This is a genomic window from Bacterioplanes sanyensis, from assembly GCF_014652515.1.
GTDB lineage: Bacteria > Pseudomonadota > Gammaproteobacteria > Pseudomonadales > Oceanobacteraceae > Bacterioplanes > Bacterioplanes sanyensis.
On the sequence record NZ_BMYY01000018.1, the window covers coordinates 21,296 to 43,734 of the forward strand.

23 protein-coding genes and 1 pseudogene are annotated in these 22,439 nt (G+C 53.7%); 6 read left to right on the top strand and 18 right to left on the bottom strand.

Annotated elements, in window-relative coordinates; genetic code table 11:
* Nucleotides 1-99: 99 nt before the first annotated feature.
* The 4 genes and pseudogenes from IE090_RS17135 to IE090_RS17145 form a co-directional block, all read right to left on the bottom strand.
* A complete protein-coding gene (locus IE090_RS17135) occupies nt 100-579 on the bottom strand; it encodes a regulatory protein RecX (RefSeq protein WP_189390350.1) in 480 nt (159 codons plus the stop codon).
* Entirely contained in the window at nt 560-817 is a 258-nt protein-coding gene (locus tag IE090_RS18090; protein ID WP_373296427.1) for a recombinase RecA family protein, read from the bottom strand. Before IE090_RS18090 ends, IE090_RS17135 begins: the two co-directional genes overlap by 20 nt.
* A gap of 42 nt (nt 818-859) precedes the next feature.
* Nucleotides 860-1,568, bottom strand: a pseudogene (gene recA, locus IE090_RS17140) (recombinase RecA); the annotation flags it as partial.
* Nucleotides 1,569-1,699: 131 nt separating this feature from the next.
* Nucleotides 1,700-2,182: a CinA family protein gene (locus IE090_RS17145; RefSeq protein ID WP_189390351.1), complete on the bottom strand. Its 483-nt coding sequence runs from the start codon at nt 2,180-2,182 to the stop codon at nt 1,700-1,702.
* Between the two features lie 122 nt (nt 2,183-2,304).
* On the opposite strand from IE090_RS17145, the gene mutS reads away from it, so the two are divergent.
* On the top strand, nt 2,305-4,887 hold the full coding sequence (gene mutS / locus IE090_RS17150) for a DNA mismatch repair protein MutS (protein WP_189390352.1): 2,583 nt from the start codon (nt 2,305-2,307) through the stop codon (nt 4,885-4,887).
* A 182-nt stretch (nt 4,888-5,069) separates the two neighbouring features.
* On the top strand, nt 5,070-5,399 hold the full coding sequence (fdxA, locus tag IE090_RS17155; protein WP_189390353.1) for a ferredoxin FdxA: 330 nt from the start codon (nt 5,070-5,072) through the stop codon (nt 5,397-5,399).
* Nucleotides 5,400-5,464: 65 nt separating this feature from the next.
* On the opposite strand, the gene rpoS is transcribed toward fdxA, so the two are convergent.
* The 11 genes from rpoS to pyrG all read right to left on the bottom strand — a co-directional run bounded on the left by rpoS (nt 5,465) and on the right by pyrG (nt 15,419).
* Nucleotides 5,465-6,433: an RNA polymerase sigma factor RpoS gene (gene rpoS, locus IE090_RS17160; RefSeq protein ID WP_189390354.1), complete on the bottom strand. Its 969-nt coding sequence runs from the start codon at nt 6,431-6,433 to the stop codon at nt 5,465-5,467.
* 78 nt (nt 6,434-6,511) lie between these two features.
* Nucleotides 6,512-7,276 (bottom strand): peptidoglycan DD-metalloendopeptidase family protein, encoded by a 765-nt coding sequence (locus IE090_RS17165; protein WP_189390355.1) that lies wholly within the window; start codon nt 7,274-7,276, stop codon nt 6,512-6,514.
* Nucleotides 7,277-7,474: 198 nt separating this feature from the next.
* Nucleotides 7,475-8,410 carry a DUF368 domain-containing protein gene (locus tag IE090_RS17170; RefSeq protein WP_229815818.1) on the bottom strand — a complete coding sequence of 312 codons (936 nt, stop codon included), beginning with the start codon at nt 8,408-8,410 and terminating at the stop codon, nt 7,475-7,477.
* A 108-nt stretch (nt 8,411-8,518) separates the two neighbouring features.
* A complete protein-coding gene (locus IE090_RS17175; RefSeq protein ID WP_189390371.1) occupies nt 8,519-9,151 on the bottom strand; it encodes a protein-L-isoaspartate(D-aspartate) O-methyltransferase in 633 nt (210 codons plus the stop codon).
* A 34-nt stretch (nt 9,152-9,185) separates the two neighbouring features.
* Nucleotides 9,186-9,929: a 5'/3'-nucleotidase SurE gene (surE, locus tag IE090_RS17180; RefSeq protein ID WP_189390356.1), complete on the bottom strand. Its 744-nt coding sequence runs from the start codon at nt 9,927-9,929 to the stop codon at nt 9,186-9,188.
* A gap of 14 nt (nt 9,930-9,943) precedes the next feature.
* The gene (truD, locus tag IE090_RS17185; protein ID WP_189390357.1) at nt 9,944-10,927 is read right to left on the bottom strand and encodes a tRNA pseudouridine(13) synthase TruD; all 984 of its coding nucleotides are present in this window, start codon (nt 10,925-10,927) and stop codon (nt 9,944-9,946) included.
* On the bottom strand, nt 10,920-11,393 hold the full coding sequence (ispF, locus tag IE090_RS17190; protein ID WP_189390358.1) for a 2-C-methyl-D-erythritol 2,4-cyclodiphosphate synthase: 474 nt from the start codon (nt 11,391-11,393) through the stop codon (nt 10,920-10,922). The genes truD and ispF overlap by 8 nt, the downstream gene beginning before the upstream one ends.
* Nucleotides 11,393-12,085 carry a 2-C-methyl-D-erythritol 4-phosphate cytidylyltransferase gene (gene ispD / locus IE090_RS17195; protein ID WP_189390359.1) on the bottom strand — a complete coding sequence of 231 codons (693 nt, stop codon included), beginning with the start codon at nt 12,083-12,085 and terminating at the stop codon, nt 11,393-11,395. Before ispD ends, ispF begins: the two co-directional genes overlap by 1 nt.
* Before the next feature lie 2 nt (nt 12,086-12,087).
* Nucleotides 12,088-12,393, bottom strand: coding sequence for an FtsB family cell division protein (locus IE090_RS17200; protein WP_189390360.1), 306 nt, complete (start codon nt 12,391-12,393; stop codon nt 12,088-12,090).
* A 56-nt stretch (nt 12,394-12,449) separates the two neighbouring features.
* Nucleotides 12,450-13,745 (bottom strand): phosphopyruvate hydratase, encoded by a 1,296-nt coding sequence (gene eno / locus IE090_RS17205; protein WP_189390361.1) that lies wholly within the window; start codon nt 13,743-13,745, stop codon nt 12,450-12,452.
* A 48-nt stretch (nt 13,746-13,793) separates the two neighbouring features.
* Nucleotides 13,794-15,419 (bottom strand): CTP synthase, encoded by a 1,626-nt coding sequence (pyrG, locus tag IE090_RS17210; RefSeq protein WP_189390362.1) that lies wholly within the window; start codon nt 15,417-15,419, stop codon nt 13,794-13,796.
* Between the two features lie 272 nt (nt 15,420-15,691).
* Here pyrG and IE090_RS17215 point away from each other — a divergent pair, with 272 nt between their 5' ends.
* Both IE090_RS17215 and IE090_RS17220 read left to right on the top strand, forming a co-directional pair.
* Entirely contained in the window at nt 15,692-16,819 is a 1,128-nt protein-coding gene (locus IE090_RS17215) for a hypothetical protein (RefSeq protein ID WP_189390363.1), read from the top strand.
* 45 nt (nt 16,820-16,864) lie between these two features.
* Nucleotides 16,865-17,224, top strand: a complete 360-nt coding sequence (locus IE090_RS17220) for a hypothetical protein (protein ID WP_189390364.1) — start codon at nt 16,865-16,867, stop codon at nt 17,222-17,224.
* Nucleotides 17,225-17,290: 66 nt separating this feature from the next.
* Here IE090_RS17220 and IE090_RS17225 read toward each other — a convergent pair whose 3' ends face one another.
* A complete protein-coding gene (locus IE090_RS17225) occupies nt 17,291-18,007 on the bottom strand; it encodes a substrate-binding periplasmic protein (protein ID WP_189390365.1) in 717 nt (238 codons plus the stop codon).
* Between the two features lie 96 nt (nt 18,008-18,103).
* Nucleotides 18,104-18,862, bottom strand: coding sequence for a Nif3-like dinuclear metal center hexameric protein (locus IE090_RS17230; protein WP_189390366.1), 759 nt, complete (start codon nt 18,860-18,862; stop codon nt 18,104-18,106).
* A gap of 72 nt (nt 18,863-18,934) precedes the next feature.
* On the opposite strand from IE090_RS17230, the gene IE090_RS17235 reads away from it, so the two are divergent.
* Nucleotides 18,935-20,077, top strand: a complete 1,143-nt coding sequence (locus IE090_RS17235) for a trypsin-like peptidase domain-containing protein (protein ID WP_189390367.1) — start codon at nt 18,935-18,937, stop codon at nt 20,075-20,077.
* Nucleotides 20,078-20,195: 118 nt separating this feature from the next.
* On the opposite strand, the gene IE090_RS17240 is transcribed toward IE090_RS17235, so the two are convergent.
* Complete coding sequence (locus tag IE090_RS17240) at nt 20,196-21,338, bottom strand: ATP-binding protein (RefSeq protein ID WP_229815819.1); 1,143 nt, start codon at nt 21,336-21,338, stop codon at nt 20,196-20,198.
* Between the two features lie 146 nt (nt 21,339-21,484).
* On the opposite strand from IE090_RS17240, the gene IE090_RS17245 reads away from it, so the two are divergent.
* Nucleotides 21,485-21,859, top strand: coding sequence for a hypothetical protein (locus IE090_RS17245; RefSeq protein WP_189390369.1), 375 nt, complete (start codon nt 21,485-21,487; stop codon nt 21,857-21,859).
* Nucleotides 21,860-22,439: the final 580 nt, after the last annotated feature.

Consider the following 22,439-nt stretch of genomic DNA (forward strand, 5'->3'; position numbering starts at 1 on the left):
CAAAATGACACAAATGACAGCTTAGGCGACACATAAGTGTCTGATTTATAAGGTTTTTAAAATAAAGGGCAGCACAAGGATAGGAGCCGTTGATAGCAATCAATCGGCATCGGTGAGGGTGACTTGTTCAAGCGCGTGTTGAACTTGATCGGCCAGAAAACCGCGATAGCTCAAAAAACGATACAGCTTTTCGCGCCAGCGCGGATCACGTTGCAACGAGGCGTATTTTTTACTGGCGACCTCTACTGCTAATTCAAACCAGTCACAGTCGCTGTCGCTCAGCACCTGAGTAATCAAATGATCGCTCAGCCCTTTTTGCCGCATATCCTGGCGCACACGCATTGGACCATGACCACGACTGCAGCGGCTGCGAACAAACATCTCAGCAAAGCGCTGATCCGACTGCCAACCACGCTCGGCCAGCTGATCCAACACTTGCTGTAACAGTTCAGATTGGGTGGTGCGGGGCTGGAGCTTGCGCTCCAGCTCTTGGCGGGAATGATCGCGCCGGGCCAGTAACTCCACCGCGGCGCCATGCAGGCTAGCTATATCGTCCAGATCAGAGTTCTGCTTGCGCATCCTTGCCGTCAGCTTTTTCTTCTTCAGGTTTTGGCAGGTTCAGTAGCTGCGCACGAATGTTGGTTTCGATTTCTTGTGCCATTTCTGGGTGTTCTTCCAGATAAGCAGCGGCATTGGCTTTGCCTTGGCCAATTTTATCGCCTTGATAGCTGTACCAGGCGCCGGATTTATCTACCAGACCACACTTAACCCCTAGGTCGATGACTTCGCCCATGTGATAAATGCCACGGCCATACATGATCTGGAACTCAGCTTGCGTGAACGGTGGCGAGACCTTGTTTTTCACTACTTTGACGCGCGTCTCGTTACCAATGACTTCGTCGCCCTGTTTCACCGAGCCGGTGCGACGAATATCCAGACGTACCGAAGCATAGAACTTCAGTGCATTACCACCTGTGGTGGTTTCTGGGCTGCCAAATAAAGATCACCAGACAGTTCGCGTTTTTGACATTACCTGTGATTTTACGCAGCGCCTGTGACATCAAACGTGCCTGCAAGCCTACGTGGCTATCGCCCATTTCGCCTTCAATTTCTGCCTTAGGCGTCAGTGCAGCCACCGAGTCAACTACGATCACGTCTACCGCATTGGAGCGCACCAAACTGTCGCAAATTTCTAACGCCTGTTCGCCGGTATCGGGTTGTGATACCAGCAGACTGTCTAAGTCGATGCCCAATTTTTCAGCATACAGTGGGTCCAGTGCGTGCTCGGCATCGATGATGGCAACGGTTTTACCGGCTTTTTGTGCCTGCGCCATGGCCGACAAACACATGGTGGTTTTACCCGAGCTTTCCGGACCATAGATTTCGACGATACGGCCCATCGGCAAACCGCCAATGCCGAGTGCAATGTCCAGCCCCAGCGATCCGGTGGAAATGGCCGGAATGGCTTCGCGCGGCTGCTCACCCATTTTCATGATGGCGCCTTTACCGAATTGGCGTTCGATTTGGCTGAGCGCCGCATCCAGCGCTTTTTGCTTATTTGCATCCATGGTGCTGTCCTTTAACTGAGACTGAAGAGGCCCACCGGCATCACTGTAAATTTGACCAGTATTTAAGCACAGTGACGATGGAGCGCCAAGAGGTTATCGATAAAAAATCTGTATACATATACAGTGAAATTTCACGAAGCCAGCCAACGACAGAGCCCCTGAATGGCTTCGGTGACAGCCTGCTCGCGTACTGCTTCGCGATCGCCTTGGAACTGGCAACACTGCGTCATTTGCGCCTCATCTGAGCCCCAAGCAAACCATACCGTACCAACGGGTTTCTCAAGACTACCGCCACTCGGGCCGGCAATACCACTGATGGCGACAGCGACATCACCGAGGCTGTTATTGACCGCTCCGCGCACCATGGCACGCACGGTTTCTTCGCTGACTGCACCAAATTGTTCAATGGTCGCCAGCGGCACATCTAAGTATCGAATTTTGGCTTCGTTGGAGTAAGTCACAAAGCCACACTCAAACCAAGAAGAGCTGCCAGGCATATCCGTTAACGCCGCCGCGACGCCGCCGCCAGTGCAAGATTCGGCGGTCACCAGGCGCAATTCGCGACTGAGCAGCATTTCTGCCAGCGCTTGAATACTGTCTGATCGTGCTGCCATTTTGTATCCTCCTGCGATCACACTTACAATCCGCCGTTTTCGCCACCGACCATAGGCTAGCTGCAATGCAACTTAATGGTCAGTTTTCAAGCGCCAGATTACCACGAAAGGATCCGCGAGCGATGGCAAAAGCTCAGCACACCCCCATGATGCAGCAATACCTGCGCATCAAAGCCGACCACCCGGATACCCTGCTGTTTTACCGCATGGGCGACTTCTATGAGCTGTTTTATGACGATGCTAAAAAGTCGGCCCAACTGTTAGACATTACGCTAACCGCCCGCGGCCAAAGCGGTGGCGAGCCCATTCCCATGGCTGGGGTGCCCTTTCATTCCGCCGAAAACTACATTGCTCGGCTGGTTAAAGCTGGAGTGTCGGTGGCCATTGCCGAGCAAATCGGTGACCCGGCAACCAGCAAAGGGCCGGTAGAGCGCAAAGTTGTGCGTGTGGTAACGCCCGGCACGTTGACGGATGAAGCCTTATTAGATGAGCGCCAAGACAACCTGCTGGTCGCGCTGCACAGCCAGCAAAATCGTCACGGTCTGGCGGTGCTGGAGCTCAGTTCAGGGCGCTTTAATGTGCTCGAGGTCGATGGCGATGAGGCCCTGCTAGCAGAAATTGAACGTTTGCGTCCGGCCGAATTACTGTACAACGAGAGCCTGAGCTATAACGAGGCTATCATCGACCGCCCAGGCAGTCGCAGCTTGCCACCCTGGCATTTTGAAGCCGATACCGCCCTGCGGCTGCTGACCGAGCAACTGAAAACCCGTGACTTGCGCGGTTTTGGTTGCCACACCATGCACCAAGCCATCAGTGCCGCCGGTGCCTTGCTGCACTACGCACGTGAAACCCAGCGCAACCAGTTACCACACATTCGCTCCCTCAGTGTTGAGCAGCCCGACGACGCGGTATTGATCGACCCTGCCTCGCGCCGCAACTTAGAAATCGATATTAATCAACAGGGGGATGGCCAACATACGCTGGCCTGGGTGATGGACCAGACCGCCACTGCCATGGGCAGTCGCTTACTGCGCCGCTGGCTTAACCGCCCCATTCGCCAGCGCCAAGCATTATTGCAGCGCCAAGACCTTATTCGCCAAATGATTAGCCAATACCACTGGCAGCCGCTGCACGACCATTTAAAACAAGTTGGCGATATCGAGCGTATTTTATCGCGCGTCGCTCTAGCCTCTGCTCGCCCGCGCGACCTGGCTCGCCTGCGCGAAGCGTTAGCGCAACTGCCAGAGATTCGCGCTGTTTTGCAGCAAATGGACACGCCCCTAGCGCACTCGCTGCACGAGCGCATCCAAGAGTTTCCAACCTGGGTTGAGCGTTTGCAGGCTGCCATCATCGACAACCCCCCGGTGGTGATTCGTGACGGCGGCGTCATTGCTAACGGCTACGATGCTGAGTTGGACGAGTTGCGCAGCCTGAGTGAAAATGCCGGCGATTACTTGGTCAAGCTGGAGCAAAGCGAGCGTGAACGCACAGGGTTGAGCACATTAAAAGTCGGCTATAACCGCGTGCACGGTTACTACATAGAAATCAGCAAATCCCAAGCCAGCGAGGCGCCGACCGAGTACATTCGCCGCCAAACCCTAAAAAATGCCGAGCGCTTTATTACCCCAGAGCTCAAAACCTTTGAAGACAAAGCGCTGAGCGCCAAGAGCCGCGCATTAAGTCGCGAAAAAGCCCTTTACGACGAGCTGATTACCGCCTTGGGAGAAGACCTATTAGCTCTGCAAATCAGCGCCAGCGCCTTGGCTGAGCTGGATGTGCTCAGCAACCTGGCGGAGCGAGCAGAAACTCTGCGTTTTAACGCACCCGAGTTAAGCGATGACAGCGTTATCTCTATTCAAGGCGGTCGCCACCCGGTGGTCGAGAGTCTGATTACCGACCCGTTTGTCGCCAACGATACACAACTCAACAATGATGCACGCATTCAAATCATTACCGGCCCTAATATGGGCGGTAAATCGACTTATATGCGTCAAGTCGCGCTGATTACTCTGCTGGCCCACATTGGCAGCTTTGTGCCCGCAGATCAGTGCCGCATCGGCCCGGTGGATCGTATTTTTACCCGCATGGGCTCGTCCGATGACGTCGCCGGCGGCCGCTCGACCTTTATGGTGGAAATGACCGAAACCGCCAATATTTTGCACAATGCCACCGAGCACAGCCTGGTTCTGATGGACGAAGTCGGCCGCGGCACCAGCACCTTTGATGGCTTATCTCTGGCTTGGGCCAGCGCCGCGCATTTGGCTGAGCAGGTCAAAGCCTACACCTTGTTCGCCACGCACTACTTTGAAATGACGGCCTTGCCAGAGCACTACACCAACGCCATCAACTTACATTTGAAAGCCACCGAACATGACGATCGCATCGTCTTTTTGCACGCCGTCGAGCAAGGCCCAGCGTCGCAAAGCTATGGCCTGCAAGTGGCGCAACTGGCCGGCGTTCCCGCTGCCGTGATAGAGCAAGCACGCCACAAACTGCAACAACTAGAAGGCCAAGAAGGCGCTGCTACTGCGGCCCATCAAGCCGTCGTGCCCCGCTCAAGCAGTGATACACACTCACCGCAGCAAAGTGACCTGTTTGCAGCCTTACCGTCTGCCGTTGAGGAAGCCGTGACCGAGCTCGACCCTGATAGCATGACGCCAAGACAAGCGCTGGAAGCTCTATACCAACTTAAGAGCCTGTTATAAGCAGGCTTTTTTAACACCAAAAATGATAACTCTATAACCTAAGTTTCTAGCCAAAACTTGCCGAAGCCGCTGCGGATACCTAGAATTGCGCAATCTCGCCACCGCAGCATTGCTGGAGTGGCACAATAACAAGGCGTCAGTACACTAGGCGTCCATAGACCGTTGATTAGGAGACTGAACGCATGGCGTTTGTGGTTACCGATAACTGTGTGAAGTGTAAATATACCGACTGCGTTGAGGTTTGCCCGGTCGATTGTTTTTATGAAGGACCAAACTTTTTGGTCATTCATCCAGACGAGTGCATCGACTGCGCCTTGTGTGAACCAGAGTGCCCTGCCGAGGCCATCTATTCTGAAGACGAAGTTCCAGCAGGCCAAGAGCAATACATCGAGCTCAACGCCGAATTGGCAGAAGAGTGGGCCGACAACAATATCACCGAGCAAAAAGATCCGCTGCCCGATGCCGCAGAGTGGGACGGCGTGCCCGACAAACAAAAATACATCGAGCGTTGAGCAACAAACGTGCACAAAAAAGGCCGCACTAAAGTGCGGCCTTTTTGGTTTCTAAGCCTGTGTTTCTATAGCTCACTGAACAGCGTCGCGGCATTTAGGCCTTGCTTTTCCATGATTTCACGCAAGCGACGCAGTGCTTCCACCTGAATCTGGCGCACACGTTCGCGTGTTAAGCCAATTTCACGCCCGACTTCTTCCAGCGTGCTGGTTTCAAAACCGCGTAAACCGAAGCGCCGAGACAAGACTTCGCATTGCTTCTCAGGCAGCTCGGAAATCCAGCGATCCAAGTTGCTGTGAATATCCTGCTGCTGCAGCTCATCACTGGGATCGGAGACGCCGTCATCGGCAATGGTATCCAAAATTGATTTATCAGAGCTGGGTCCAAGCGGTGTGTCCACTGAAGTCACGCGCTCATTCAATTTGAGCATACGCTTGACGTCATCGACGGGTTTTTCCAACAGCTCGGCAATTTCTTCCGCCGTCGGTTCATGATCCAGTTTTTGGGTTAACTCACGCGCCGCACGCAAATACACATTGAGCTCTTTGACCACATGAATGGGCAAGCGAATAGTGCGCGTTTGGTTCATGATGGCGCGTTCAATGGTCTGACGAATCCACCAGGTGGCGTACGTGGAAAAGCGGAAACCACGTTCAGGGTCAAACTTCTCCACCGCGCGAATCAGACCCAAGTTGCCCTCTTCGATCAAATCCAAAAGCGATAGGCCACGATTAACATAGCGTCGGGAAATTTTTACTACCAGGCGCAAGTTACTTTCGATCATGCGTCGGCGGCCCATATCATCGCCTTTGCGCGCCAAACGTGCGTAGTGCACTTCTTCTTCAGCGGACAGTAACGGCGAAAAGCCGATTTCATTTAAATACAGCTGGGTGGCATCCAATGCTTTGTGCGAGGTATCAGCGGCAAAGCGCTCTTCCTCTGCACTGCTATCCGTGTCGGAGCTGTCGACCAGAATCAAAGATTCAACATCTTCGAACACTTCGTCTTCGCGTAGTTCTCGTTGTTGTAATGCCATGATCATCCCGCCTTTTGCTGCTTGCCCCAACCTTCCCCACCAGGTTATTGGGGGAGCCTTTTAAAATGCTGATCGCTCTTACCGGGGTGGCAAATACCTGAGCGGATCAACTGGCTTACCGTTCTTACGGATTTCAAAGTGCAACCTAACACTGTCAGTCCCCGTAGAACCTATTTCGGCAATCTTTTGGCCAGCTTTAACAGACTGCTGTTCGCTAACCAAAATGCGGCTGGCGTGGGCGTAAGCACTGAGGTAAGTGTCGTCGTGTTTAACAATGACTAAATTACCGTACCCTCTCAGCCCTTGGCCCGCGTAAACCACGGTGCCTGCCGCTGCTGCAAGAACAGAGTCCCCCAACGGCGCGGTGATATCAATCCCCTTATTGATCGGCTTTTGCATTGAAAAACGACGAACTAAACGACCGTTCAATGGCCATTGCCATTCAACTTGGCCGTTTTTGACAAGCTTTTCTGGCGGGGAATGACCGATATTTGGAGGAGAGGGTTTTTTGACAGGTATGTTCGCAACCGGCTTTGACGGTTTTCCGACATCGGACGTTGGTATGGGGGAGGTTCTCAGCGGTTTCGCTTTAAGGTCAATTTTTTGACCTGGATATATGGTGTAGGGCGAAGCGATAGAGTTAGCGTTCGCTAACTCTCTAAAGTCGATACCGTGGCGCCAAGCGATTGAGTATAGCGTGTCGCCTGATTCCACAAGATGAAAACCCGGCGTTTTTTGCCGCTGACTGAACTTCTCTTCAACCGATACAAACTCGCGGCTACCTGTACACCCTGTCGTAAAAGCGATCATTGTGACTAATGTGACAGCAAGCGGTGATTTCATCTTTCGGCGCCGATGGTTGTTTTTTGACACTCTCAAGTGACGGTAATTTGAAGTACCAGATTGTCCTACGATCACAGCCACCAGAGAAATAAAAAATATTTTTTTAATTCTTAAAAACTATTAAAAGGGTGCAACTTTTGCGTTGCATTGGCGTAACTTGCGATAAGTAACAAAAAATTACACCTTGACCCTGATCAACTAAGTGATCTTACTGGCATTTTCCTCAATACCTTCTACGTCTTTGTTGGCTACTTTTTCCAGCAGCCAGACCAAACCGCCCCCTGCCAGCATCAACATCAGACAGAGAATAAAGGCCTTGGGTTCGCTCAAGTCCGGCCACTGATTGACCTGCAAAAACGGCACCTGTTCGCCTTTGCTGTTGATGCGTGTGCTGATGGTGTCTTTCCACGGCCAGATTTTCACCAGCGAGCCGAGCATAAAACCGGTCAACAATGCGAACATGCGTTGCTTGTGGTGATGCAACAACCAGCTAAGTAAACGCGAAAACGCCAACAAGCCAACCGCAGCCCCCATGGCAAACAGCCCTAACACATCCAGCTGTAGCTGTTTGATCGCCGCTAAGATGGTGGGGTAAAGCCCCATCAGCAACAAAATGAAACTACCGGAAATGCCCGGCAAAATCATCGCACAAATGGCGATGGAGCCAGCCAACACTAACATCCAGGGTGTGGCTGCTACCTCGCTGGGCGTTGCCAGACTGATGACAGCGGCGACGATGCATCCAAGTAACAACAGACTGCAGGTATCCCAGTGCCAGCGGCTGATTTCTCGCCCGACATGCACACTCGACCAGACGATCAGTCCAAAAAAGAACGACCAGAGCAATTCAGGATGATGCAGCAACAAATAATGAAGCACGCGTGCCAACGTCAGCAGCGCGGTCAAAATCCCCGCGCCAAGCACCAATAAAAACGTTCCATTAATGGCTTGCCAAGCTGCTTTAGGCCCTTGTTGCAGCAATGTTTGCAGCGCTGCCAAGTTAACACTCTTGATGGAGTCCAACAGCTCGGTGTAAATGCCGGTAATAAAGGCCACTGTGCCACCCGAGACGCCCGGTACGACATCAGCTGCGCCCATCGCTAGGCCCTTTAAATACAGCCATAGGTGTTTCATGAACGGAGTCCGCGTGTTGAATAAGTCGCGCGGCAGTGTGCCTTATCGGTGCTGGTTTGCAAGGCGGGAAAGGTCAATCTAGGCGCTGATGCCCAGCCAACACTGGGCTTAACGCAGCAAGCCCGGCAGAAAGGGAACAAAGTTGACGCTTTCCAGCGCTTGGCGCTCAATGTTGTCGCCATCGCGCGTAATCAACATCAAGGTTTGCTGCTCGCCGCCCACTGGAATCACCATGCGACCACCATCGGCTAGCTGATCGAGCAGAGCTTGCGGTATGACTTCGGGGGCGGCGGCGGCGAGAATGCCATCAAACGGGCCGGCTTCCGGCCAACCCCAGCTGCCATCAGAGAGTTTTAGACTGATGTTACGCAATTGCAGCTGGCGCAAACGCTGCTGCGCACGTTTTTGTAATGGCGCGATGCGTTCCACACTGTATACCTTATCCACCAGCGGGCTGAGCACCGCCGTTTGATAGCCAGAGCCAGTGCCTATCTCCAACACTTTGCGTAACGGGCCGCCCTGCATCAGCACTTCGGTCATGCGCGCCACGGTATAAGGCTGGCTGATGGTTTGGCCATGACCGATCGGCAATGCGGTGTCTTCATAGGCGCGATGGGCTAGGGCTTCATCGACAAACACATGGCGTGGCGTGTTCGCCATCACCATCAACACCTGTTCGTCTTCAATACCGGACTGACGCAGTCGCTGCACTAAGCGATTACGGGTGCGTTGGGAGGTCATGCCAATACCGGACAACAAATGCTCGTTCACACATTTATCCCTGAGTTATCAAGCCATGCAGCGCATCCAAGCCGGAGTGCAGTGTCATGTCCATTTGAATCGGGGTAATGGAAACGCGTCCTTGTTCGATGGCGTAAAAATCGGTGCCAGGCCCGGCATCGGCGACATCACCGGCGGCGGAAATCCAGTAGCATTCTTTGCCACGCGGGTTGGTCGTCAAAACGGGGTTATCTGAGCGCTGGCGATGGCCTAAACGGGTGACTTCAATGCCCGTCAGTTGCTCGTAGGGGCGGTCAGGCACATTGATATTGATGATGCAGTTCGCCGGTAACTGCAATGCCTCCAGCTTCGGCAACCACTCAAGCAACACCTGAGCCGCAGTTTGAAAGTGCTGTTTCCCTGCTAATGAAATAGCAATGGGCGTTTTGGGTAAAAAGCGCCCCTCCATTGCGGCGGCCACCGTACCGGAATACAACACATCATCGCCGAGGTTGGCTCCGGCGTTAATGCCAGAAATAATGCGTTCGCATTCACCGTTATAAAAAGCGTTTACCGCCAGGTGCACGCAGTCGGTGGGCGTGCCATTAATGCTGATATCACCGTTTTCCAAATGCACTGGGTGCAGTGGCCGATCCAGTGTCAGTGAGTTACTGGCACCACTGCGGTCGCGGTCGGGTGCCACGGTGCGCGTGCTGTAGCCTTGTTGTTGCAGTGCCGTCGCCAGCTGGCGCAGACCCGGTGCATGCACACCGTCGTCATTAGAAAGAAGTAACGTCATTGCTTATCAGATCCTTACTGCTGCAGCGCGGCGGCCTCAATATGCCCAAGTTCGCGCAATACCGACGTGGCATAATAACCGGATGCCAGCAAAAAGCTGAGTGTTAATTCATCTGCCTCTGGCCACTGCCATTGCAGCTGCATTGGTTGCGCGGCTAAGGCCCGGCGTTCTTGCTTGAGGCCAGCGTGCTCCAGACCATCGCAAGCGGCTTGTTGGCTGGCAACTACCTCGCTCTCTAAAGCCAGGGCGTCTTCGCTGCTGGCCAGACGGCCACGCCCCCACAAAGGCCCGGTGGCCATGCCTTGCTCATCCAGCACATCACCGGCTAAGGTTTGGCCCCATAAGCCGCGTTGCAAGCGCTCTGCCAGCACCTGATTAAACAGTAACGAGCGCACTGCCGATAAGTACAAGCTGCGCTTATTGCGATTTTTAACGCGTAGCTCGCCGCTGAGCATGGCCAGCCCCGCAGGCACATTTCCGCCATCATGGCCAAAGCGCTGCTCACCAAAATAGTTGGGCACACCCTGCTCGCGTATTTGTTGCAGCACTGGCTCCAGCGCCGCTAAATCGCCACTGAGCTTACGCAGTCTCAGTTCAAACCGGTTACCGGCTAAATCACCACGGCGCAACTTGCGTACATGACGCTGCTGACTCAGCACCTGAATTTCGCCGTCGTTGATGGCGCTAAAATCAGGTTCAGCCACGCGGGGCAAATAAATGCTGAACCATTGGCGCGTAATCGCATGGCGGTCTTTTAAACCGGCATAGCCGATGTCCATTTCTCGCACGCCAGCCTGCTCGGCCAGGCGCTTGGCAACCCAGGCGGTATTGGCGCCGTTTTTTTCCACTTCCAGCCAGACATGCTCGCCCTCACCTGATGGTGCTTCTAAGGGCAACTCAGTGACACGAAAATCGGCATTTTCGCTGCGAAAAACACCCTGCACCGCGGGCGTGTTATAGGCGCGCGGCCAGTCCGGTAACTCAAATGCTTCAGTCATGACCAATCAACACCACAGCATGCACAGCAATGCCCTCTTTACGGCCAACATACCCCAGTTTTTCGGTGGTGGTGGCTTTTACATTAATGGCGTTCACCGCCACGCTCAGGTCTGTGGCGATGGCATCACGCATCGCTTCGATGTGGGGCGCTAACTTGGGTGCTTGAGCAATGATGGTGAGATCAGCGTTAATCAGGTGATAACCGCGCTGTTGCAGCAACCCCATTACATGGCGCAACAAAGCACGGCTGTCGGCGTCTTGCCACTGGGCGTCAGTGTCGGGGAAATGACGACCAATATCACCAAGCGCCGCAGCGCCCAGCAAGGCATCGGCCAATGCATGCAAGGCAACGTCGCCATCCGAGTGCGCCTTGAGGCCATGATCATGGGGGATTTTAACGCCACCGAGCATGACAAAATCACCCGCCTCAAAGGCATGCACGTCAAAACCGTGTCCTATTCGCATTACAGGTCCTGTGTTTGTAAAAACCATTCGGCCAGCGCCAGGTCGGCAGGCCGAGTTACTTTAATGTTGTCGCTACGGCCTTCTACCAGTTTGGGCCGCCAGCCTACCTGCTCCATGGCGGAGCATTCATCGGTGACCGCCAGGTTCTGTGCCAAGCACTGCTCTAACGCCTGATGCAGGGCGTGCAGTGGGAATAACTGTGGCGTCAGCGCATGCCAAAGCTGCTGGCGCTCCACCGTATGATCGACGCAGCCATCGGCATCGCCGCGCTTCATGGTGTCGCGCGTGGGCGAGGCTAGCAAGGCACCGTCCGCATGCACTTGCGCCGCTTTTAACAAAATATCTAAGTCTGAGTGACGCAGACAAGGACGGGCAACATCGTGCACCAGTGCCCAATCTTGCTCAGTCGCTTGCTGAGCTGCAACGGTCAGCGCATTCATCACCGAGTGACAACGCTCGGCGCCGCCCTCTACTCGAATGACGCGATCGTCGGCGTAAAACTCGCTTTGCGCCCAATACGGATCCTTAGGGGATAACGCCAACAACACCTGCTCACAGGCAGGATGGCTCAAAATGGCTTCCAGGGTATGGTCGATCAATAAGCGTCCGGCCAAGGTTAAATACTGCTTTGGACGGTCCGCTTGCATGCGGCTGCCAACCCCAGCTGCCGGTAAAATAGGCCAAATACGCATGATTATTGCTCGTCGGGGTCGACAAAGAGAATAAAGGTCTCACCCTCACGCACCAGGCTGAGATCTTCACGGGCGTACTCTTCCAGTAAATCCGTGCCGCTTTTTAAATCGCGCACTTCCGCCAGCAGTTCATCGTTGTGGGTTTGCTGCAGCTGATTTTGCTGGCGCAGCTCAGCAATGTGCTGCTGCAACTCACGGGTAGCGATGATGCCACTGTCGTCGAACCACAGCCGATATTGCAGCACTAGCAGCAGCAGGCCACCGCTTAGCAGCGCCAGCCAAAGCCAATGACGAGAGGTCAGAGCCATGGTGATACCTCAAAGCAAAAGCGGGCCGAAGCCCGCTTTATGGTTACGCCCTTTAATTACGCCTGACCTTTGATTTCTCGCAGGCCGTTGTATGGCGCATTGGCACCCAGTTGCTCTTCGATGCGCAGCAGGCGGTTGTACTTAGCCACTCGATCGCTGCGGCACAATGAGCCGGTTTTAATTTGGCCAGCACAGGTGCCCACGGCCAGATCGGCGATGGTGGTGTCTTCGGTTTCGCCGCTGCGGTGTGAAATCACGGCGGTGTAGCCTGCCTCTTTGGCCATCTTGATGGCGTCCAAGGTTTCGGTCAAAGAGCCGATCTGGTTGAACTTAATCAGGATGGAGTTGGCGATGCTTTTCTCAATGCCTTCGGCCAGGATTTTGGTGTTGGTCACAAACAAATCGTCACCCACCAGCTGCACCTTGCTGCCCAGCTTTTCGGTTTGATATTTCCAGCCCGCCCAGTCGGATTCGTCCTGACCGTCTTCGATGGAAACAATCGGGTACTGATCACACAGCTCCGCCAGATAGTCGGAGAACTGCTCGGCACTAAAGACTTTGCCTTCACCCTGCAGGTCGTAGTTGCCATCTTTGTAGAACTCAGATGACGCACAATCCAATGCCAGCGTAATGTCTTTACCCAACTCGTAGCCGGCACCCGCACAGGCTTCTTTGATCGCAGCCAGCGCATCGGCGTTCGACGCCAAGTTAGGAGCAAAACCGCCTTCATCGCCCACGGCCGTGTTCAGGCCCTGAGCCGACAATACTTTTTTCAGGCTGTGGAAAATTTCAGCACCAGCACGCAAGGCTTCAGCGAAGGTCGGCGCGCCCACTGGCTGCACCATAAACTCCTGAATATCGACGTTGTTGTCGGCGTGCTCGCCACCGTTGATGATGTTCATCATAGGTACTGGCATAGAGTACTGGCCTGAGGTGCCGTTGATGTCAGCAATGTGCTGATACAACTCAACGCCTTTGGCCGCCGCTGCCGCTTTGGCAGCCGCCAGTGAGACCGCCAAAATCGCATTGGCGCCTAACTTGGCTTTGTTATCGGTGCCATCCAGCTCCAGCATTTTATTGTCGAGGGCACGCTGGTCGGTGCCGTCCATGCCCAGCAGAGCGTCTTTGATCAGAGTGTTGACGTTGTTAACCGCGTTTAAAACGCCTTTGCCGAGGTAACGGCTTTTATCGCCATCACGCAGTTCCAGTGCTTCACGGGTGCCGGTTGATGCGCCACTGGGGGCACAAGCGGTACCAAAGAAGCCGCCCTCAAGCATCACGTCTGCTTCCACAGTCGGATTGCCGCGGGAGTCCAGAACCTCGCGTGCTTTGATGTCGATAATGTTAGCCATGCTGAATAAATCTCCGTCGGTTAAATCGGTATGCCCGGTGGCAATAACTCAGTTCGCGTTCTGCTCAAGCGCAGCGGCGATAAATGCTTTAAACAGGCCGTGGCCGTCACGTGGGGTGGAGGTAAACTCCGGATGGAACTGACAACCCACAAACCAAGGGTGGTCGGCGACTTCCACCACTTCCACCAGATCGCCATCAATGGAACGACCGGCGATGCGCAAACCGTGCTTTTCTAGCTCGGCAATAATAGTGGCGTTCACTTCATAGCGGTGACGGTGACGCTCAACGATGATTTCCTCACCGTAGGCTTTGGCAGTATTCGATTCTGGCGCCAAACGACACTCTTGGCCGCCCAAACGCATGGTGCCACCCAGATCTGAGTTTTCATCACGCACTTCGGTCTGACCCGAGGCATCGGTCCATTCGGTAATCAGGCCCACCACTGGATGTTGGCTATTGGGATCAAACTCGGTGGAATTGGCGTCTTTCCAGCCCACAACATTGCGCGCGAACTCGATCACCGCCGACTGCATGCCTAAGCAAATGCCGAGGAATGGAATCTTGTTTTCACGAGCGTACTGCACGGTGCGGATCTTGCCATCGACACCACGGTTGCCAAAACCGCCTGGCACCAAAATGGCAGACACTCCGGCCAGCAACTCAACGCCTTTGCGTTCGATGTCTTCGGCATCAATGTAACGGATCTTGACCTTGGCACGATGCTGGATGCCAGCGTGATCGATGGCTTCGATCAATGACTTATAGGCGTCCAGCAAGTCCATGTACTTGCCGACCATGGCGATGGTGATTTCTTGCTCTGGGTTCAGCTTGGCGTCGGCCACGGCGTCCCATTCGCTTAAGTCGGCTTCACCGCACGCCAGATCGAACTTATCGACAATCAAATCATCGAGGCCAGCTTCTGACAGCATGCGTGGAATTTTATAGATGGTGTCCGCGTCTTCCAGCGGTACCACGGCGCGCTCTTCTACGTTGGTAAACAGCGCAATTTTGCGCAGCGCCGAGGCGTCGATTTTATGATCTGAGCGGCAGATCAGCACATCTGGCTGCAAGCCGATGGTGCGCATTTCTTTAACAGAATGCTGGGTCGGCTTGGTTTTGGTTTCGCCAGCAGTGGCAATGTAGGGAACCAAGGTCAGGTGCAATGACAGGGCGCGCTTACTGCCCAGTTCCACCTTCATTTGGCGAACCGCTTCCAAGAATGGTTGCGACTCGATGTCACCCACAGTGCCACCGATTTCTACCAGTGCCACATCGGCACCTTCCGCACCTTCGACCACCCGACGCTTGATCTCGTCAGTGATGTGCGGAATCACCTGCACCGTACCGCCGAGGTAATCACCACGACGTTCTTTGGCCAGTACATCGGTGTAGATGCGGCCAGTGGTGAAGTTGTTTTTGCGCGACATGGTGGTACGAATAAAACGTTCGTAGTGACCCAAGTCGAGGTCTGTTTCGGCGCCATCTTCGGTTACGAACACCTCACCATGCTGGAACGGGCTCATGGTGCCGGGATCGACGTTGATGTACGGATCCAGTTTTAACATGGTGACTTTCAAGCCCCTGGCTTCCAAAATGGCAGCCAGAGACGCCGAGGCGATGCCTTTCCCCAACGAAGAAACAACACCACCTGTGACGAAGATAAATCGAGTCATAGAGGGTCCGCGAATTATAGATAAGGTGTTAGCTGGAAGGCTGGGAACCTTCACTCAAGATGGGAGGGCAGATTACCAGAAAGCCCCCGTCGGGTAAATTGATTTCAGCCCTGGGTGTGCTCATATCCGCCACCCACAGCCTGTGATGCGTGCCCTGTCTGACTGCGAGCCTAGTCACAGACTAACAAGCACCCGATTTTGTCGCATAGACTTCACGCGCCCAGCTCAGTATGCTCGCGGTTCTTGTTTACCCTCACAGTAAGGATGCCATCGTGAAGAACGCTACTTCTTTGCTGGCCGTTGCCGTTGCTACCGCACTGACGGCCGGCTGTGCCAGTACCCCAAAGGACACCACACCGCTGCGTGAAACGGCTATTTTGACCAGCAAATATTCATTGGCCGGCAATATTTTGCCCGACTCCCGTGGCACTCAAACAGTGTATACCCGCCCTGATCGCCGTCGTATCGACTACACCCTGAAGTTCGACAATTGGTTTATGAACTCCATGTTTGGTGGCTCGGATACCTCACATATTATGCGTCTTGACAACAACCTGTTGTGGGTTTTGGACAACGACGACGAAACCTACAAAGAGTGTCCACTCACCGGCTGCGGTGCTTCTATGTGGGAGCAAATGAAAGCCAAGATGGACAGTGGCGAAATGCAAGCCGATGACAGCAGTGATGACGATTACGACCCAAGCGCTGGCGGCAGCTGTGAGCTGACTCCGCTTAAGCCAACCTTCAAAGTCACGCCCAAAGCCACAGGCCGCGTCGTCAATGGCTTCACCGCTGATCAGTACATTGCCAGCTGGGAAATCGGCGTTAAAGACCAACACGGCAACGTCGACAAAAACCTGTTCACGCTGGACTTCTGGATGGTTGATGCCGATGCCGCCATGCAGCGCAGCTGGCAAATCAATGGCCAGTTCCAACAGCGCTACCTGGCCAAAGTCGCTGGCGACAACCCCATGGCGCGCTATCTGAGCGAAGATGTTTACAAAGTGATCTCCGGCATTGCTGGCGACACCGATAAACAACTGCTCAGCAGCACATCCCCCATCGTGCAAAAGCTAAACGCGCTTGAAGGCTACCCAGTATCTCTGAAATTTGAGTGGTACGTCGAATCCAATACCTGCCCAGAAGAGCGCCGCATGCAGGCAGAAGCCGGCCAACAAGAGGAGCCAGCAGGCTTCGGTGGCGGCATGGGTTCCATCAGCAGCATTGCTGGCAGCTTGCTGAAAGAGCAAGCCAGCCAACAAGCAGCTGACTACTTCAAACCAGACCCAAATGAGCCGGTTCTGAAGTACATTTATGACGTTACCGGCATTGAGGTATCGCAGCAGCGTGACAGCCGCTTTAATGTACCAGCAGACTATGATTTGACTGATCGGCGTTAACTCTAGCGGGGCTGGCCCTCAGCCCCTTTTATTGCAGGACTTATTATGAAACCCACATTGACCCTTGCTGTTGCTTCACTCAGCCTCTCTTTGCTGGCCGGTTGTAGCCAACACGCGCTCAAACCAAACAGTGATATCAGCGGCACGATTCATGGCCCCGGCCAGGTCGTTGAGCAGCAAGAGTTGGTGGTCAGCGCTACCACCGGGTCGGAGTCTGGCAAGCGTTTAAAGCGCCGCTGGCTCAGTGGCGAAGGCCTGCAACTGCAATACCATGATGAGGTCGTGGCACGCTATTTGGCCGCCGATGTTGAACAAGACACCATGGCCATCATTCAGCTGCAGCTCGATAATGGTGAAGAGCAACTTATGCTGGAGCATTCAGTGCTGATCAAAGCGGTGGACTGACTCAATAAAAAAAGGGCCCTCATTCAAGGCCCTTTTTTTATTGGGGCGCGTAAAGCGCCATAGGAATTATTTTAAATACCCATCCATGATCTGCTGGTAGCGACCACTGCTTTTTAACTGAGCAAGCCCGGCGTTAAAATCATCGCGTATGGCCGCGCTGCCAAAAGCGACTTTGTAGTCCGTTGGAGGAAACACCTCAAATAAGCTGACGGGAGCCGACACATCAACGGACGTTTCTGAACCGCGATAGTAGGTAAAAATATTACGATCCATCACTACCAACTGCGTGCGACCGGCAAAGAGCAATTTAATTTGTGCCTCTTGGCGCGCCATTTCTTTGTAGCCAGAATTGGACTTTGCCATGGCCGCAAACTCTTTGCCCAGGTATTTGGTTGCGTCTTGAAAGGCGATGATGGAAAAACGCCCCAGATCCGTCACACCGGCGACATTAAAGCCATTTTTCTCTAGGCCGATGGCCACGTTCTGGTAGGTCATGTGCACATCGGAATAATGCACACCGCTTAGGCCAGACGATTCGTTCACCGTCATCGCTGCATCGACCTTGCCCTCTTCTAGCGAGGTTTTCACCCGCATAAAGGGAACGTATTTGACGCTCAGTGTGTGGCCTTTTTGCTCCAATGCCGCTCTGACAATATCCAACTCCATGCCACGATTTTCATCGGCAATGACGTAAGGCGGCAAGGCCAGCCCCACACTCATCTTGACCTCAGCCGCCTGAGACGACGCCGCAATTGCCATCAATAGCAGTGACAACCAACGCATAAGCTACCCTCGTTAAAAAAACATCCTTTTCAGGATAGCTCATACACTCCAATAACCATGGAACACTTGACGACCAATCACGCCTTTGTCAACCGCTCAAACTGGGTTATCGACATCGATAAACTCCACCGTCACACCAAACTCTGCTGCCAAATGCTCGCCCAACGCTTTAGCACCGTAGCGCTCCGTCGCATGATGGCCAGCACTGTAAAAATGGGTGCCAGTTTCGCGCGCTAAATGCACCGCCGGCTCATTAATTTCACCGGTAATATAAGCATCGACACCGGCATCGATCGCCGCTTGCAAATAGCCCTGAGCACCGCCGGTGCACCAGGCGACGGTTTCGATAACGTCGTTGTCCTCACCAATGTGCAGCGGTGGGCGCTGCAAACGCTCAGCAATCCATTGCGAGAACTCACGCCCTGTCATCGGCTGTGGTAAACGACCGACATTGCCAGGCATGCTGGGGTCAGCCGAGTTAATTGGCCCGTCCATAGAAAGCTCCAGCACATTGGCCAGCTGAGCGTTATTGCCCAAAGTTGGATGCACATCCAATGGCAAGTGGTAAGCAAATAAGTTGATGTCATGCTGCAATAAGGCCTTGAGGCGCTCGCGTTTGATGCCGGTGATGCAGGCATCTTCACCTTTCCAGAAATAACCATGATGCACCAACAAGGTATCGGCACCGCGCTCAATCGCTGCATCGATCAATGCCTGGTTCGCCGTGACACCAGTAACAATATGCGCCACTTGCTCACGACCTTGCACCTGCAAGCCATTGGGGCAGTAGTCGCGAATGCGGTCACTTTGCAACAAATCGTTCAAATGGTTCAGAATGCGGCGACGATCGGTCATAGTTCACTCCTGATAAGGCAGCAGACTGCCTGACTGATATTGAAAATGCCCACAGTATAACGAGGTTCGCCCATGCCCAGCATCCCGGGTTCATTGTTACAGCGCGTTGTTCTTCCTGCTTTGCTGGGTTTGATTTTGGCGCAAAGTATTTTGCTGTGGGCGCCGCACTGGGTGTTGCCACAGCAACCAGGACAGACAGCCCAAGCGCCACTTAGTAGCGGCCCCGTCAGCTATGCACAGGCGGTAGAGCGCGCGGCACCCGCGGTAGTGAATGTATTTACTCGCAAGCGCGTACAACGCCAGCGCCATCCTTTATTTGACGACCCGTTATTTCGCCAGTTTTTCCGCAGCACCCGCGAGCCTGACCAGCGAGTGCAATCGAGTTTGGGCTCTGGGGTGATTTTATCTGAGCAGGGTTACGTACTGACCAATAACCACGTGATTAGCGGTGCCGATGAAATTGTGGTGGCATTGCGCGATGGTCGTGAAGCACAAGCACGCTTAATTGGCACCGACCCTGAAGCCGATCTAGCCGTGTTGCAAATCGATTTACAACAATTACCCGTCATTCCCGTGGCGTCCGATCGCAGCTTAAATATTGGCGATGTGGTACTGGCCATTGGCAACCCATTTGGCGTGGGCCAAACCGTGACCTTTGGCATTGTCTCAGCAACGGGCCGTAATCAGCTCGGCCTCAACACGTATGAAAATTATATTCAAACCGACGCTGCCATTAACCCAGGCAATTCCGGCGGTGCGTTAATTAATGCACGCGGTGAATTAGTCGGTATTAATACCGCGATTTTTTCTAAATCCGGTGGCAGTGAAGGCATTGGTTTTGCTATTCCCAGCGAAGTGGCAACGCGCACCTTAAGCGATATTGCCCGTCATGGTCAGGCCATTCGTGGTTGGCTTGGCATTGAGGTACGCGAGGCCACCGCCGCATTATTGCAATCCTTGCAATTACCCAACGCCTTGTCTGGCTTAATTGTCACTGGGCTTTACAGTGGCGGCCCGGCGGAGCAAGCGGGCCTGCAAGTGGGCGATATTATTACCCATATTAACGATGAGTCTGCCGCTGACGCCCGCGCCGCCATGAACCAAATTGGCGCCCTGCGCCCGGGCGATCGCATCGCCATCGATTTATTGCGCGCCGGACAATCCATTCGAGTAGAAGCCATTGCCGGCCAGCGCCAATCGCAGGGGGCTGGTTAAGGCAACTAGCCCAGACCATCCACCAGTCTCTAGCGACTGGAAATCCAGACACGGGGTCAGAGCTTAAGCTCTGACCCCAATCAAAAGCATATAGGTGCAACACTGCCTTTGGTTAAAGCTACTGACGGCTAAAGCGAGCAGATAAAGACTGGGTATTCTGCTGTAACCAGTGATTCAAGCGCCCATCGGCGATTTTCCATTGTCCGCGCCCTTGGGTATGCACCAAGCTTTGATTGGCTAGCTTTTTCAAGGTGGCCTGGACACTGGCGCGCGAAGGTGGCCTTGCTTTGCCAGCAAGGCTGCCAATCATTCTCAATGATTGCTGGGAATATAAAGACTGCCACCCTTGGGCGAGCAGCGCTAACACTGCAATGTCCTGCTCGTTTAGTTTATTGAGCCGGTTTTTTAGCAGTGCCTCGACATCCACAAAATAGTCAAAGTCATCTGCGGCTTTGGCAATATCGAAGCGTCGAGTTGAGGCCATGCGCTGCAGCAAGCCAATATAAGCGCCAGGCAGCCTGCCGCCCTCATGAAAAACTCGATAAGCCTCACCTACCTCGATATCACCAACGCCCGTGGCCTGCTCGAAGCAGCCCAATACAAACTCCACAAAGGGTCTGCCCAAATCAGGGAAATCACTCACACTGGTCGCCCCATAAAACGGCGCGCGACTATCAGCAAATAGCTCGGCAAGGCGGGTTTGATCCGAGCCAATAAACAGTGCTTTCACGGGCTTGGGTGTGCGCTTGGACTGGTTGATTAGAAAACTGCGCAGCTTGGCCACGAAGTCACTGTAAGCGGCATCCATGGCGAGTTGCTGTACTTCATCCAACACAATAAACAGCGGTTTGTGCGATGCCATGCGCAGTAGCCAGGCCATCGCCTCATCCACACCGCTATGCTGGCGTGGGGAGTCTGTGGCTAAGCCCAGTTCTGCTTTGATGCCGGCTCCGCTTTCGGCCTTGCTTACTTTAAAGCCATCCATCTTTAGCGGGCGCTTGAGCACAGGCAGTTGATCGTAAGCAACGGCCACTGCCTCGCTGAATGATTGCTCTGGACGCTCTTTGTGGGTCCAAAAATCCACATAAACGCAAAAGTAACCCGCTTTGCTCATGGCAGGTAGCAGGTCGTGCAGGCAAAAGTGTGTTTTTCCTTTTTGACGATCGGCAAACATGGCCAAGCGCTCTACGCCCAAGTCCACATAGTCACTGCACATGCGCTGTGCCTCATCGCTCCGTTGATATTGCCAGTTAATCGCCATCATTGCATCCGCATGTATTCTTAAAAGAATACTTGTATTTTATCTGACAATACAAACAAATACAAAGGAGCGGCAGGGCAAATGCAGACACCTAATGCGACGCGAATCATGAGCCAACCGCGTTCAGGGGCCAGCTGCAGAGGAGGATGGCCCTCCACGACATCTCTGCGATAGCGTTTGTGAATCTTCTGCGCCAGAGCGTTAACCACCTGTTTTCTGACGCTGATAAATCCACCAGTGCAGCACCCGTCAATGCATCAAACGCCGGTGTCATGCAGCGGCTTGTGAACCGATACGGCCGATATGCCTATCACACCGCACTGCTGGCAGTAGCCGCCCATGGTTGTGTTGGCATGCAATACGAGCCGTCTATGCCAAGCCAGCAGATACTCGCGCTCTCGTATTTCGGTTTCGATCAGCACTGCTGCCCGCGCTTCGTCAGTCAGGGCTTACGGTGCCCGTTCACCTACCCGTTTTCGCCCAACAACCACAGCGAAACCAGCCAGCACACCACGCAATAAGTAAACGGAGCGCATAATGGCCGTAACTCGCAAAGATCGTACTGAAAATCAGGCTAGCCTTGGCGTTGCCAAACATACATCGCGACTCCATTAGAACAGTGCGATTGCATCAACGATTATTTTGACCAGTTACTTTAAGGCAGCATCACAGATTGGGCAGGATCTGGGGCACCTCTGAATAATTCGGTGCCCGCTCTGGATCGTCAGGGGGCTCCAGATCACGAAGCCGGTTTGCCGCTCTAGCCAGCTACAGCAAAAATCGGCAACACAGAGCTGGAGTTCTCTGACGCTCCCCAAAGGGCGCGGGCAGCAGACTTCCATAACGTTGTTGGTGATGTTGAAAAGGGCTGGCCATTTCCTGCCATCACCGCCTTGTTCTGAAAGCCTGCTGCACTCGCGCAGAGCTGTGCAGAATTATTCAGAGGTGCCCTAGGTACCACCAACAGATTGATAAAGTTTTTGGCACGATAAATACGCGCCCCACAGGCCTGACATTGAATTTTTAGCAGCTCTGTTGCTAGTGGTCCATGCGGTTAATTCTGTAACGATTGTTTTGCCCGCTCGACCGAAGCCAGAATTT